This is a genomic window from Pseudoalteromonas citrea, from assembly GCF_000238375.3.
In the GTDB taxonomy this organism is placed as follows: domain Bacteria; phylum Pseudomonadota; class Gammaproteobacteria; order Enterobacterales; family Alteromonadaceae; genus Pseudoalteromonas; species Pseudoalteromonas citrea.
In genome coordinates, this window is sequence record NZ_AHBZ03000012.1 from 432,880 (window position 1) to 447,053 (window position 14,174).

Sequence of the window (14,174 nt, forward strand, 5' to 3'; positions counted from 1 at the left end):
AAAGCCCGAAAAAATAAAATAAAGGCTTTTAATGATGTATAAAACATTTTCTATCACCAGTATGTGCTTGCTTGGAGCACTGCACCTATGTGCAACAGCGGCGCAGCCATCGCCTGCAGAGCAACCTTCACGTCAATTTATGTTTGATGACTTTAACTACCAGAGCTTTAATCAAGCGCAAGAAAATGGCTGGATGGCACGTACAGAGACCGGGCACCCTGGTATCAAAGGAGCTAGCTGGTGGAAAGAAGGCGTGACGTTTCATCCGGATGAGTTAGATCATACTAACTTTGTAATGCGACTAACATCAAAAACAGATGGTACTGCGGTAAACACCCGGCAAACACAAGTGTGCCATAAACGAAAATACCGTGAAGGAACTTATGCAGCACGCGTGTATTTTAATGACAAGCCTCAATACGGCCCTGATGGTGACGGGATAGTAGAAACATTCTATGCCATTAGCCCTCTAAAAGCCCCAATGGATAAAAACTATAGTGAGATGGACTTTGAATACCTCGCGAATGGCGGCTGGGGAGAAGGCAATCACGCTTTGTTCGCGACATCTTGGGAAACATTCCAACTCAAACCATGGACTAAAGTTAACCAATACGACGCTACACGCAATAGCTTACAAGGCTGGAATTTATTAGTACTGCACGCTAAAGGCGACACGCTCAGCTACTATATTAATGGCGAGCTATTCGCTCAACATGGACCTGAAGTGTTTCCCGAGGTGCCTATGTCTATCAATTTCAATTTATGGTTTATTCAAGAGCAATTAGTAAGCAACCCAGCGATGCGCCAATATTATCAAGATGTTGATTGGGTATACTTTTCTCAAAATGCGCAACTCACAGGCCAGCAAGTTATGGAGCAAGTCACGCACTTACGTACAAATAACGTCACGCATCACGATACAGTGCCCGACTGGTCACCTAAACAAGACGACTACTGCAGTTTATAACGATTAAGTTAATTTACACTATACACCGAAGTGTGGTTGAACCACGCTTCAACCCTACTTATCAGAAGTTGATTGTCATTATGCTGCGCAACCTTTTTAGCTTGCAAAGCATACTGCTTTGCTTTGCCTTCATTCAATTGGCTACGAGCAATATCGGCTTTGGCTAAATACACCCACACTAAGTTAGCTTGCGCATTACTGCGCTCTGCAATAGTCAGTGCTTGGTTTAGGTAACGTGTACTTTCTGTAAGCTCTAACTGCTCCGCTGCCACTTTTGCCAACTCAATCAACGCGGCTGTTTGCCCGTAGGTGCTATTAAACTCTTGATGATAGCTCAAAGCCAAGGTCAATAACCGTATGGCTTGTACATACTGACCTTGCAACCTTTTTATTTTCCCCAGTTCCTCGTAAGAATACGCAATAAATAACTTATCCTGTTGCTGTTCAGCCAGCTGTTTAGCAAGGGCTATATGCTCAGAAGCCTGATGTAATTCACGCTCTCTATCATTGGTGTGTGGCCAGTTAATTTTTAAATAGCCAATCATGAGATGCGCTCTGATCAACTCGCGGTTTTGCTGCTTACCCGCAAGCTCTATATTTTTTTCAAGTAATACAATTGCCTCATCCTGACGATCCATATTGGCATAACTGGCAGCAAGGTAACGCCGTGCCGCTAATAACTCATGATTACTTTGTAAGGCACTTGCAAAAAGTGGGGTTGCTTGTTCAAATTTATTTTTCAAATACAGCTCAACACCGCGTGCAAAGGCTTCATTACTGAACACATTCTCATGAAACTGGAAGTTAGTTGGTTGATAAGAACCAAATCGATTTGCCACTATTTCGACCAGTTCATCAAAAGCAAAGTTAACTGTTTCAGCATTAATAACTCCCCGTTCAACACTATGTCCCGCATGAATAAAGTAATGGAGTTGATAGTCGAGTGGGAACCCCGTTAAACGAGTTTTAACCAATAAATCAGCTTCTAATTTCGCTATTAATGGGTAGATATTACTCTGTGAAAAAGCATACCGCTTATCAATATCTAACCTTTCCAAAGCATAGAGCACATGTCCACTGCCAATCACATCCAGTTCACTGGTCTGTGCGAGCCTTTGGTTTAAATATTCGAGCCCCTGCACCGATACCCAGTTATGTTCTTTATCTTGCATCGCATTGTCTACTGGCAAAAATGCGATAGTCAATTTTTGGGGATTGAATATATGGGTAACGATGAGGCCTAAGAAGGCAATAATGGTAATAACACCAAGCTGGAAAAGTGGCTTTTTATAAACAGCTCTAGAAGTTGAATCGCTATACAAGGTGAGCTCTGCCACCCATTGATAGCCATTGCGTGGAAACGTCTTTATGACATCACTGCCAAATATATCCCGGAGCTCTTTAACTGACTGTGCTAATACCTGCTCCTGTACAATCACATCATGCCAAATATCTTCAAGCAGCTCTTGCTTGGTCACGATACGATCCCGTAAGCAAATCAGCTTAACTAATACTTGCAACGTTTTACTACGAATGACAATACGCTCAGAACTGGTTAAAACCACTCCTGTTTTTAAATCAACGGATAAGCCATTAATACGGTGTCGCATGCAAAAATATTCAAGAATTATAATAAGATGAGTATTACAAAAAAGGGAGGAAACAGGAACTAATTTTACACGTTCACTATAAACTAACAGCATCAGCCAAATAGAGTGTGCGGTACACTCTATTTGGTATATAAAATAAAATCGGCTTATTTCTTAACCCACTTCCCTTTTACCTTGATGAAATGTCCTGACGCTGTTTTTTCTACCGCCTTTTTCCCAGCAAGCGTTTCAACTTGCGATAAGCTTAGGTTATTTTTTTTTGCTAATTGCTGATACTTACTTTTCCTTTTCGCATTCACAGACTTAATCAAAGCGTGTGCCTGTGCATTCTGGCTAACCAAAGCCAAGTACCCGCTCGATGTTTCACCAATAAGGCCCTGAGATTTTGCACTATTTAAAGTCAGCGCAAACGCGGAAAAGGTCATTCCTAACGCAATCAATGCAAATACAAAACTATTAGTTTTCATTATGATCTCCTTTAAAATAATTCGCTGTCATCGCTAAATAAGTCATCTAACTCTTTATCAACTTTCACACGTATTTCATGATCCACTTTCACATTCAAGTTGATTGTAATTGGCTCTTTCGTTTCAACCTGTACTTTATGCGTGCAGGCCGATAACATCAGCACACTCATCAACGCTATCATCCATTTCATCTAATTTACTCCGATTTAGTTAGTGCTTGTTCTACTCGTTGTGTTATCTCATCACTTAATCGCAATGCCCGAAACAAGGTAAATATATTTTCAGAATGGGTATAATTAAAATTAACAGGCTGCGCTTGCGCTTCATTTTCACCGGTTATTTTAACCCCCAAAGTAAGCCACCCATCTGGGGTCAAATTGACATCACTCATTAACTTATTAACCGTTAAATTATCAAGTAGCCCAATCACGGTTTCCAAGCTAGGTTGCTGTGCTTTTAATGCGTCGACAGACGCATTATTCTGAACTAACAATTGACCAATATCAACATTGTATAATTGGCCATTTTGAATACTGACAGCACCATTATTTAACGATATTGGAAGCTTTCCCGATATCTTACCTGACAAATCAATACCCGCATCCCGGCCGGCTTCTGCCAACATACCTAAATCTAAATTAGACAAAGACACATCCAAATCTTGCTGCTCTGAAAACAATGCAAATTGTGGTAAATACACCTGACCATTAAATACATTCGCTTTGATATTACTCAGTATTGCTTGCTGCGCATTAAGCATATAATCAGCGCTGAGGTTAGACAAAACAGCTCCTGAACGAACTTGCTCTATCGTTAGTTTAGATTTTGCTATGTTAATCACACCTGAATTGATCTCACCTGAAAGTGTTGTGTTAATGTTTTCACCATAATGACTATCATACAACACAGAAGCACCTTTCAGCTTAGCGCTAAAGCTCGCGTCTTGCGCCTGCAGATCACCACTGGCTTTCGCATTCATTATGCCCGCAGAGAGCTGTAGCTTAGGCAAAATGTTCTCGACTATAGGTTGTAAGCCCATGATCGGTTGATCTGCAATGGTTATCGTAAATGGATGACCCTGTGATAATAATTGGTGCTCTAATAATACCGATAAATCAGCATATTCAACTATATGCTCTAACGACAAAGTACGGTTAAAGTGACCATGGGTATGTATATTGATATCGTCCGCTTTAACACCTGCAAGCCAAAAAGACCCCATGTTGGTTTCAGCATTTACTTCAATAGAAAGATCACCGCTTTTGGCCTCATTAATATCAAATTCTGAATGCATGACTAACTGCTGTTTGATCACCCTTACTTGGCCAGCCGGTACATCTAATTTCGCAATTGATGACCGCACAATTACATCAAGTTGCTGCAATGAATCAATCGTTAGCTCTGTTTCAATAGCCAAATCTTCGAGCTGTTTATCGTCAGCACTGATCACATCACTATTTAAGGCAAGGTTAGCCTTAAGCTGATATATACCGGAGTATGAACCTGCCACATCAAACGCCACATTTACAGTATCAAGTTGAACGTCAGTGTGATTAATCATGTTACTAAGTGCTTCACCATTGCCTGAAATATTGACGCTGTCAAAAGCCAGATCACCTGCGACCAGCAATTGAGCATTCAGTGTATTGCCAGCAAACTTCGTACTACTTAGTGCGATTTGCGCAGCTTGGAATCTAATCTGATGTTCAGATGTAAACTGTCCTCCTTGCACTTTTACCGTTACATCATTGGTTAACTGGCCAAATAAATCGGATGTATGATGCCAGCGACCACCAAAACGCACTTGCATGTTTGCCAATTGCACATCAAGATCACGAATAGTTACCTCATCTGAGTCAGCGTTAGTTGCTATCATTTTTGGCACATTAATTGTGGACGGTGTGACCAATAGTTTATTTGGCAACTTTATCGTGTATGGCTTACCAAAAGTACTTTGTACATAGTCCATATACGAGTCTGGAACGATACTTTTGCACCCATCAAGTATTATCTCCGAGCGCACTTTACTCAAGTCAATTAAAGCTTGAGGCACTTGCAAATCAATATCCGCAGAAAATTTACCAGCGACTTTACTATTTATTCTACATTGAGGCTTAACAAACGTACTGTTCGCTGTTACATCTGCGTTAACTTGTGTTGTTAAACCATTATAAGTAAGCAGTAACTTACCTTCCAACCCTTTAAAGTATGGAGCGGAATATCGCTGAAGCAGTGGGCTTTTAAACTCAATTGAGCTGGAAACAGTCTGATTTGTTAATGTGACTTGCGCTTGAATATCACCTGCCACCATAAATTCATTCAAGTCTTTTTCATGTAAACTCAGCAACACTGGTTTGGGTAACCTATCGCTTGTTACAGTGATTCTCTCAATATGGACGATTGGTCTATTGTCCATTAAGGGAATTTTCAACGGGTGAGCTTGAAATTCACTCTGTGGGTTATCGGAGTATCGATGCTTAATATCTAACTGCGCTACGCTGACATGGCTAAACGACGCTATTGCGTCATTCACGGTAACTGAAAGTTCATCGCTTTCAATACACAGCTGTGTAATTTCAATTTTATTAAGTGCTTTAAACGACCAAGATAAGCAACTCATAGAAAAAGCTGGTGGCAATACAAAGTGATTGACGGCTGTGCGCACTAAAACATTTTTGTATCCATACACATATGCAAGCATGAGTAAAATCAACCCTACCCAAACATGCCTGTGCTTTATTCTCATATCCAAATTATCTGGACCCAATACTTAGCTCAATTGAATCTATATCTTACGATAATTTAATAGCGAAGTATTTCGCGATTGTGTAATAAGTTGTAGTAGAGGCATAAAACTGCATAAAAGGCCTAACAGACCTCATACACAATTAAGTGCTATTAATGGGCTTTATGAGCACAGCTAATTCACTATTCCCGCGATGAGTTGGTGTCATATATTAAAAAAATGCCAGTGTAAAGATCACACTGGCTAACATTACTTAAGGTACAAGCTTGGGAGAAATATGTACTAATAAAACGTTATTGAAAAGTTTACTTGTCTTCGAGTAGTTTCCCTTTGCCAATGGCAATTTTTTGCGGCTTTAACGCCTCTGGGATCTCTCTTTCTAAATCAATAACCAATAAACCATTATCTAATTGTGCTGAGATCACTTTAACATGATCACCTAACTGAAACTTGCGCTCAAAGTTACGCTCAGCAATGCCTTGATGAATAAATCTTCTTTCTGATTGCCCGGCCTTATCAACTTTAACGCCCGACACTTTCAGTGTATTGTTTTCTGACTCAATGCTTAGCTCTTGCTCTGCAAAACCAGCAACAGCCATGGTAATTTGGTATTTATCTTGATCCAATGCCTCTATATTATAAGGCGGAAAACTCGGCTGCTTATCGGTACGCGCCGCGGCATCCATCAAAGATGCTAAATGATCAAAACCGATGAATGAACGATAAAGTGGTGATAAATCTACTGTACGCATAATGCTATCCTCTAAATTAAGCGATAAATGGTGTTTTTCTTCATAAAGAACCAAAAACAACAAAATAAAAACATAAAAATCATTAAGTTAAATAAGAGCCCTACTTGAGCCGCCCTCATAATTCTATCTATGGTCGCTTACCATTTTTTCAAGCAAAAAGTGTAAAAACATTTTTAAAGTTCTGTATTAGCCACAAAAAAGTCTTGTAAAACATTACTATATATTTCTTCGATTTTCTCTAGATCAGCTACTGATACGTGCTCATTAACCTGATGAATAGAATAGTTTCGCACACCACACTCAACGACTTGAGTGTTACCACACGAAAAGAATCGGCCATCGGAGGTCCCTCCTGACGTGCTTAATGCGGGGTATTGAGATGTTGCATTGGCAACCGCCCCTTTTACTAATGATAAAAAGCACTGTGTTGCTTTTTCACCAGTATAATAAGGCTCACAAGGCCGCTCCCAAGCGATATCAATATACTTTCCCCACTTACTCAAAAACGACTGCACTAAATCTTGTACTTGGCATGAGTTATATGCATGGCTATAACGCACATTAAAAGTAATTTCGCAGTCACTTGGCACCAAATTATCAACAATGTTGGGCACAGAGATCCCCGTTACTTGCAAATGTGTTTTTGACCCAGCTTCGTCTTTCCACCAAGTCATATTGGCCAATGCAGCGACTATTTCACCCGCTAAATGTGCTGCATTTGTGGTGTTTTCAGGGTAAGCAACATGCCCTGCTTTGCCACGCACTGAAATGCGAGCAGATAGTGCCCCACGTCGCCCATTCTTTATGGTATCCCCGACTGATACATCTGAAGTTGGCTCGCCAACCAAGCAGCCATCTAATCGAATATTCTGCTCGCTTAAGTACGCCGCGATACGTTTAGAACCATGCTCCGCTTCGCCTTCTTCATCAGATGTGATCAGCCAATAAAAGGTGCCTGTGGCTTTTTTTTCTTGTTGGCACAAGCTTTTTGTCGCACTGAGCATCGCAGCAATGCCCCCTTTCATATCAGCAGCACCACGGCCATAAACACAGCCATCAATGATATCCGCACTGAACGGGTCAACAATCCATCCTTTCGGATCCGCAGGAACCACATCGACATGACCTGCAAAAGCCATCGTTGGCCCAGGGCCAAAACGGTACTTTGCAATAACATTTTTCACCCCACATTGTTCGGGTAAAAAGTGAATATCAAAACCTAGCTGTGCTAATTCATTGGCTATCGCGTCTAATAGACCGGCATCTGACGGGGTGATTGAAGGAGCTTGAATCAATGATTGTAATGTTTCTACAACACACCGTTCTTTTGAACTTTGTAGCGCATTTTGCTGAGCCATAGTTGTTAATCGCCGAAGACTAAATACAGGCCCTATTACAACCTTGATTTATTGCAATTTCATGGCCTTTTTACGGCACAACTATGACAAATACATATGAAGAATAAACACCAGAGCCTGCTTTGAGTGGCATCCACCTAGTGCACATCACTCGGTAATACCTTCAAAAACTTAATCTAAATCAAACTTTCAAAATTTTCTGAAAGTTTGCGTTCTAAAAATTGATCTAGAACAGTTTTATAAAATAATTCAGCCCTATGATAAGCCCAATAAAGCAAATTACCTTGCAGACGTTCAGGAGATGAAGATGAAAAAACTTAGCGCAGTATTACTATCAACGCTGTTAGTTGCAGCCCCATTTGCCCAAGCAAAGCTCAGCGTGAACGTAGGTGCTATAAATGTAAACCCAACCAGCACGGCCTCTGCCATAGACCAAAAGACAAGCCTTGGTTTGGTTGCCGACTCAGATACTCAACTCGGTATCACGTTTGACTATCAATACTCTGACAACATCGTATTTGAATTAATCGCAGCAACCCCATTTTCACATACCGTAGATGGTGCTGGTGGGCTTCAAGGCGCTGAAATAGCGAAAGTTAAGCATTTACCACCGACACTATTAGCACAGTATCACTTCCTCGATGCTGGTGCTAAATTTAGACCTTTCGTTGGTATAGGTTTGAATTATACCGTGTTTTTCGATGAAGAGCCTACCGCAGCACTTAAAGCAACCTTAGGAACAGACGATGTAAAAGTTGATCTCGACAACTCTTTTGGCTTAGCAGTGCAAGCGGGGTTTAACTACCAATTAAACGATAAGTGGGGCCTTCACGCCATGCTATCTAAAATGGATATCGACACCGATGCCACCGTTTATGCCAACGGTCAAAAGGCTCTAACATCCGATGTTGAAATCGACCCGGTGGTAGCTATGTTCGGTGTGAAATACGTTTTCTAATCTAGATTTTTTACAGTACTTTTCTCAATCGCAAGGTCACTTATGTGGCCTTTTATTTTGCTAAATTCTTATTTTTCTTTTCTTCTAACATCGCTTTCCAATGCACAATCTCTGCCGGCATAGTCGGGGTGTCACCTTCATAGCCTGCCACTTCTAACATTTCTTCAATCGATATAATGCCTTTCTTATGACGAAATACACCGCGAACAAACGCAATGGCATGCAAACCCCTATCTGAATGAAACTTCTGTTCGATATAAAAATATTTATGATCCCAACCAACTAACTGAGTCGTTACAGTAAATTTTTGGAAAGGCTTAATGTCACGTATGTAGGTGATCGCAGTTGCATTCACAATCGGAAACCAACGACGCTTCATGACTTCACTAAACAAGCCCATTTTCTCAGTCATCCATGTGCGCGCTAAGTCCATAAACGCGAGGTATCTCGAGTTGGTGAGGTGTAAATTAATATCACAATCACTCGGCATCACCTTAAAATCTATATCTACCGGCTTGAGCACAGACTGAGTGTGGTTGTTTTTTCTAATACGCCAAAGGAGTAACAACAAACGAAAGTAGAGGTTCATAAAGTGGTCTTACCAATAAAAAGTAGGGGCAATTCTAGCATAGACTGTTGCACTAACAAGTATTACTTGATCCCTATAAGACACTCTACTAACCTTAATTAGATAATCTAACAATCTGATCATAGGGAAAAACATGCAAAAATTGACGCGCTTATTGGCAGCTGTGTTACTAACCGTTTCGCCTTTAAGTTATGCCGATTTTGACTTTAAAGGTCCCGGCGAATTACGTTTCCCAACAGGTATGTCTGATGGATTTTACTTTGGGTTTGGGTGGGAAAAGGCAGAAAAAAAATTTCGTATTGGCCCAAAAAAATACGCTATGTCAGAGGTGCCCGAGTCATATTCAATCGCTATTACTTTAAATAAAGATGAAAGCAGTGTTTGGATCCAAGAGTTTTATCAAGGCTTTATTCAAGAGTTTGATTGGCAACTAGGTAACAACAAGCTCTCCCTTAAAAAAGGTGACTTTGGGAAAAGCGTTAAAGGCAGCTACGTTCTGAATCTCAATGGCATTGAGTATTTTTTTGAACGCAACAATATCAGTATTGATGTTGTGTTTGATAACGCAGATATTAAATATATAAAACTTGAAGGTGTTATAAAAAACATGGGTACAAAATAACACCTTCATTGAATAATTTAAGTTAATTACACTTTCACTGTCTTTCTGTTAATGCCATATTCTCGCAGCTTATTTGCGACCGCAGTATGGCTTAATCCTAAACGCTTAGCCAATTGACGTGAACTTGGGTACGCTGGATATAACTTACGTAATAATGTTGCTTCAAAGCGTTTCACAGCCTGCTCTAATGAGCCTTCGAAATCAGACTCTAAATACCCCAAGTCATGGGTAAATGTGGGTAATTGCATATGCTCAACACGCAATTGCTTGTCGTCTAGCAGTGACACAGCGCGATAAATTGAGTTTTCTAACTGCCGGATATTACCAGGCCACGGATACTGCTCTAAAAACTCCAAACAATCACCGTCTAGAGATGGAGCAACTTGGCCATTTTGTTGCGCGTATTTTTGGATAAAGTGCTCAGCTAATGGCCCAACATCAGCTTTTCTATCGCGTAATGGCGCAATTTCTAAAGTCAGTACATTGATCCGATAGTATAAGTCTTCCCGAAAGCTGCCCTCTTGTACCATCGCTGGTAAGTCTTTTTGCGTGGCTGCTACAATGCGTACATTCACTTTAACTTCGTTTTCATCGCCCACCTTTCTAAAGGTGCCGTCTTGTAAAAAGCGTAGTAACTTCGTTTGTAATTGGCGCGACATTTCGCCAACCTCATCAAGGAATACAGTGCCACCGTCAGCTTGTTCCAACACGCCGCGTTTTGGTGCTGCGTTGTCCTCATAACCTGCGTAACCAAACAGCTCAGATTCAGCTACATCATCAGGTAATGAAGCACAAGATAGCGCTATAAACGGTTTAAGTGAACGATTTGAAGCATAGTGACATGCTCTGGCAAGGAGTTCTTTACCGGTGCCCGTCTCCCCAGTAATTAATATAGGCGCTTCAAGCTGCGCCATTTTTCTCGCTTCACGTACCACACGGCGCATAGCTGTGCTGTGATTATGAATTGTTGCAAAGCTCTCTTGCCCATACCGCCTAAACGCACTTACTTGCTGCCCTAAACGGCTTTGTGATTTGATATTTATCACCGCACCTGCAAGTACATCACCTTCAGGCCCTTGAGGCACAGCAATAGGTAATATGTCAGCAATAAAGTCTTCACCACCGACTTCCACTCGCGTGGTTTGACCGAGCACTTCTTTACCTTCCAGCCAGCGCGTAAAATTAAACCCTTTGAGCAAATTATTGATATTCTCACCAATAATCTCCGCATCAGGTAAATTAAGGTCTTTACTGGCAGCATCATTGCAATGCCTCACCCACCCTTTTGCATCTATTGAAATTACGCCATCGGGCAGTGCGCTCAATAATGTATTCAACTCATTGTGTTCACGCTCAGAGGGTAAAAAAGCCGTTGTTCGGACATCTTCTACTCCATCGATCAAGCGAATTTCAGGCATGATTTTTTGAAACTGTTCAAATTCAATCGGTGGAAAACTAACGTACATTCTGCAATTAACAGAATCCACTTCAATACCTTTCAAATCAACATGGTAATTGACTAATATATTGAGTATTTCCTGAGCGATACCTATCCGGTCTGCACAATGAATTTCAAGACGCATTCGTTCCTCAAAGGGGGGTGTTATCAATTTAGCGCGATCATACTCTAAGAATAGTCACTGGACTAGAAAAATGTAAACTATTTTGCACAACTCGGTCTATACTGATAAATGTTATTGACGTAATTAGTAATTTTTGCCCCGACTTTTGTGCGTAATCCTATTCACTTACCGTCGCATTAATAATAATTGTTTATTACATCTGTTGTTAAAGTAATAATTAAATTACAATACAAAAGGATGGATTTATGTATTAATAATGTTTTATTTTTAGGTCCGAGGTTACATGCATAGAATAAAAGTATGGTTATTTAATGTCGTTTTGGTGCTTTGCTTGACTGGCCTTATAGCCTGCTCAGTCGAAGATGCCTATGAAACACCGCCAACAGAGCAGCAGCAGCAAGAACAACAGCAGCAAGATCAACAAGCCCAAACAACAGCTAATCTCACAATACGTGTAGTCGACTCAACTAATAACCCCATTGTAAACACCAATATTGAAGTATCTGGTAAAAGGGTCACTACTAATAGCAATGGAAATGCCGTGTTCGCAGATCTCAAACAGGGCAATTATACGGTGGTTGCTGAAGCCGTTGGTTACACACCATCGACTGCCATTTATCGAATTATAGAAGATTCAGAACAGCGTACAATCGAACTCACCAACCAATCATCACAACAAGCAACCTTAATGTTTGGTGGCGACACCATGTTTGGCCGCCGGTTTATGGACCCCAATTTAACCACCATGACTAACAATGTGCCCAATGCCAGTGATGCGCTTATTAATGAAACATCAGCAGCAAGCAGTTCGACCGCCATTGCACAATATATAAAACCGCTGTTTCGCATCGCTGATTTTAGTTCTGTCAATTTAGAGTCGCCAGTATTGTCTAACCCAACTAGCGTTCACCCGACTAAAGAGTTCTCATTTTTTTCACTTCCAGCGACATTAGAAAGCTTGAAGGATATTGGGGTAGACTATGTCGCGCTGGGTAATAACCATGTTTATGACTATTTAGCACCTGGATTGACCGATACATTAAAATACGTGAACGAAGCCGGGTTTCTGCATAGTGGTGCGGGTAACAATGCTGCACAAGCATACCAACCGTTGAGTACGCAAGTAAATGGCATCAGTTTAGGTTTAGTCTCTGCAACCTCTATTACAGGTAATGCCAATCCGATTAACTACATTGCAGAATTAGATAAAGGCGGGGCTGCGGATTTAACTAATGATGCACAATTAAACGACGCCCTGACCGAAGCTGCTGCAAACCATGATTTTGCAATTGTGCAAATGCATGGCGGTGATGAATACTCATTTTCGCCCACTCGATATATCACAAATCGTTTCGAATTTGCCTCTCGTCGTGCCGCGGATCTCGCGATTGCACATCACCCGCATGTTGCACAAGGGTTTGGAGTATATGGTTCAACACCCGCTATTTTAGGGTTAGGTAATTTAATCTTTGATCAAAACCGATTAGAAACTTTGTTAGGCGTCGCAGTCTCTGTCAATATTGACACGAGTGCGGCAGATAAAATCCAATACGCGAAAGCTTACCCTATTTATATTGAAGATTATCAACCTCGTTTAGTGAGCGGTTTTTTAAGTCATTACTTATCAAGGAGACTGGCTGAATTTTCCGATGATAATGTCACAGTAAAACCAAAATATGGCTATGCACAGGTCACGTTTCAAGGCTCAGAGGTTGCACCTATTAGCATAACAAAAACGATCTCACTTCCAGCAGGCCTAAATGTCGTCGATTTACGAAACTACGCTCCCAGCGACGCATTTTTAGCACAGATAACAAGTAGCACAGCAACCACAGCACAATTTACACTTGGCAGAGATATCATGGTTTTTGGTGACTTTGAAGATTGGGATAACGATGATGACTTCGGAGAAACACTTCGTTGGAACCATGACGATGATGATGCCATGCCCTGCATTACCGGTGCGTACCGCCACCAGCAAGGTATGTGCCTTACTAGAACGCAATTTGACAATACGCCATTGAAGTTACCATTTAGGCAAACAATCCGAACCATGCCCGTCACGCCTGCAGAAAGTGTCGCTGACGCTTATCACGAGTTAACACTCTTTGGCTATGCCAAAGGAGATAATGCGGGCACTGTTAATGCCGAAATTGCCATCACGACCGCAGAAGATGGCTTTGAATTTTCATCAAGTCGCATCCCTTTGTTTGAAGCGGCAAGTTACGACTGGACACCTTTTACACATCATTTTGAATTACCTGATGATAACCAAGTATTAGGTCCTGAAAACTTACCTGCTAGAGGCGTTAATTTGGCATTGACACATGCCCCCCCTAACACAGGAGAAGCGACGCTAAATTTAGATGAAGTAGCCCTTATTTCATGGCAAAAACCCCTCACATTAACACAGTTGCAGTGGTCAAATAGCAAAATGCATGGCTTAGACTTTCTGCGTATAAACACGGAAGAGCCTATTACCTTAACACTGTCTTTTCGCAGATTTTAAGCATTAAGAGCGA

General features: G+C 41.1%; 12 protein-coding genes. 4 read left to right on the top strand and 8 right to left on the bottom strand.

Features of this window, described 5'->3' with window-relative positions; genetic code table 11:
- Positions 1-31: 31 nt before the first annotated feature.
- On the top strand, positions 32-967 hold the full coding sequence (locus tag PCIT_RS02055; RefSeq protein WP_157592877.1) for a glycoside hydrolase family 16 protein: 936 nt from the start codon (positions 32-34) through the stop codon (positions 965-967).
- A gap of 8 nt (positions 968-975) precedes the next feature.
- Here the strand turns inward: PCIT_RS02055 and PCIT_RS02060 are convergent, their stop codons facing one another.
- The 6 genes from PCIT_RS02060 to dapE all read right to left on the bottom strand — a co-directional run bounded on the left by PCIT_RS02060 (position 976) and on the right by dapE (position 7,900).
- Entirely contained in the window at positions 976-2,577 is a 1,602-nt protein-coding gene (locus PCIT_RS02060; RefSeq protein ID WP_010361584.1) for a winged helix-turn-helix domain-containing protein, read from the bottom strand.
- Between the two features lie 146 nt (positions 2,578-2,723).
- The gene (locus tag PCIT_RS02065) at positions 2,724-3,044 is read right to left on the bottom strand and encodes a YdbL family probable chaperone protein (RefSeq protein ID WP_010361583.1); all 321 of its coding nucleotides are present in this window, start codon (positions 3,042-3,044) and stop codon (positions 2,724-2,726) included.
- A gap of 11 nt (positions 3,045-3,055) precedes the next feature.
- Positions 3,056-3,235, bottom strand: coding sequence for a YnbE family lipoprotein (locus tag PCIT_RS02070; protein ID WP_010361581.1), 180 nt, complete (start codon positions 3,233-3,235; stop codon positions 3,056-3,058).
- Between the two features lie 5 nt (positions 3,236-3,240).
- A complete protein-coding gene (locus PCIT_RS02075) occupies positions 3,241-5,790 on the bottom strand; it encodes an intermembrane phospholipid transport YdbH family protein (RefSeq protein WP_084622686.1) in 2,550 nt (849 codons plus the stop codon).
- Positions 5,791-6,095: 305 nt separating this feature from the next.
- On the bottom strand, positions 6,096-6,542 hold the full coding sequence (locus PCIT_RS02080) for an Hsp20 family protein (RefSeq protein ID WP_010361579.1): 447 nt from the start codon (positions 6,540-6,542) through the stop codon (positions 6,096-6,098).
- A gap of 173 nt (positions 6,543-6,715) precedes the next feature.
- Positions 6,716-7,900 (bottom strand): succinyl-diaminopimelate desuccinylase, encoded by a 1,185-nt coding sequence (gene dapE / locus PCIT_RS02085; RefSeq protein WP_010361578.1) that lies wholly within the window; start codon positions 7,898-7,900, stop codon positions 6,716-6,718.
- Positions 7,901-8,207: 307 nt separating this feature from the next.
- Between dapE and PCIT_RS02090 the strand changes: the two genes are divergently transcribed.
- Positions 8,208-8,858 carry an OmpW/AlkL family protein gene (locus tag PCIT_RS02090; RefSeq protein ID WP_010361577.1) on the top strand — a complete coding sequence of 217 codons (651 nt, stop codon included), beginning with the start codon at positions 8,208-8,210 and terminating at the stop codon, positions 8,856-8,858.
- 52 nt (positions 8,859-8,910) lie between these two features.
- On the opposite strand, the gene PCIT_RS02095 is transcribed toward PCIT_RS02090, so the two are convergent.
- Entirely contained in the window at positions 8,911-9,447 is a 537-nt protein-coding gene (locus PCIT_RS02095; RefSeq protein ID WP_010361576.1) for a thioesterase family protein, read from the bottom strand.
- Between the two features lie 133 nt (positions 9,448-9,580).
- Here PCIT_RS02095 and PCIT_RS02100 point away from each other — a divergent pair, with 133 nt between their 5' ends.
- On the top strand, positions 9,581-10,069 hold the full coding sequence (locus PCIT_RS02100; RefSeq protein WP_010361574.1) for a hypothetical protein: 489 nt from the start codon (positions 9,581-9,583) through the stop codon (positions 10,067-10,069).
- Positions 10,070-10,095: 26 nt separating this feature from the next.
- Here the strand turns inward: PCIT_RS02100 and tyrR are convergent, their stop codons facing one another.
- On the bottom strand, positions 10,096-11,652 hold the full coding sequence (gene tyrR, locus PCIT_RS02105) for a transcriptional regulator TyrR (protein ID WP_010361573.1): 1,557 nt from the start codon (positions 11,650-11,652) through the stop codon (positions 10,096-10,098).
- A 283-nt stretch (positions 11,653-11,935) separates the two neighbouring features.
- On the opposite strand from tyrR, the gene PCIT_RS02110 reads away from it, so the two are divergent.
- Positions 11,936-14,161 carry a CapA family protein gene (locus PCIT_RS02110; protein WP_010361572.1) on the top strand — a complete coding sequence of 742 codons (2,226 nt, stop codon included), beginning with the start codon at positions 11,936-11,938 and terminating at the stop codon, positions 14,159-14,161.
- Positions 14,162-14,174 lie beyond the last annotated feature (13 nt).

Excerpts from the sequence above, each read along its gene's own strand:
- PCIT_RS02055 (WP_157592877.1), top strand. The coding sequence starts at position 32 with ATGATGTATAAAACATTTTCTATCACCAGTATGTGCTTGCTTGGAGCA.
- PCIT_RS02060 (WP_010361584.1), bottom strand. The coding sequence starts at position 2,577 with ATGCGACACCGTATTAATGGCTTATCCGTTGATTTAAAAACAGGAGTG.
- PCIT_RS02065 (WP_010361583.1), bottom strand. The coding sequence starts at position 3,044 with ATGAAAACTAATAGTTTTGTATTTGCATTGATTGCGTTAGGAATGACC.
- PCIT_RS02070 (WP_010361581.1), bottom strand. The coding sequence starts at position 3,235 with ATGAAATGGATGATAGCGTTGATGAGTGTGCTGATGTTATCGGCCTGC.
- PCIT_RS02075 (WP_084622686.1), bottom strand. The coding sequence starts at position 5,790 with ATGAGAATAAAGCACAGGCATGTTTGGGTAGGGTTGATTTTACTCATG.
- PCIT_RS02080 (WP_010361579.1), bottom strand. The coding sequence starts at position 6,542 with ATGCGTACAGTAGATTTATCACCACTTTATCGTTCATTCATCGGTTTT.
- dapE (WP_010361578.1), bottom strand. The coding sequence starts at position 7,900 with ATGGCTCAGCAAAATGCGCTACAAAGTTCAAAAGAACGGTGTGTTGTA.
- PCIT_RS02090 (WP_010361577.1), top strand. The coding sequence starts at position 8,208 with ATGAAAAAACTTAGCGCAGTATTACTATCAACGCTGTTAGTTGCAGCC.
- PCIT_RS02095 (WP_010361576.1), bottom strand. The coding sequence starts at position 9,447 with ATGAACCTCTACTTTCGTTTGTTGTTACTCCTTTGGCGTATTAGAAAA.
- PCIT_RS02100 (WP_010361574.1), top strand. The coding sequence starts at position 9,581 with ATGCAAAAATTGACGCGCTTATTGGCAGCTGTGTTACTAACCGTTTCG.
- tyrR (WP_010361573.1), bottom strand. The coding sequence starts at position 11,652 with ATGCGTCTTGAAATTCATTGTGCAGACCGGATAGGTATCGCTCAGGAA.
- PCIT_RS02110 (WP_010361572.1), top strand. The coding sequence starts at position 11,936 with ATGCATAGAATAAAAGTATGGTTATTTAATGTCGTTTTGGTGCTTTGC.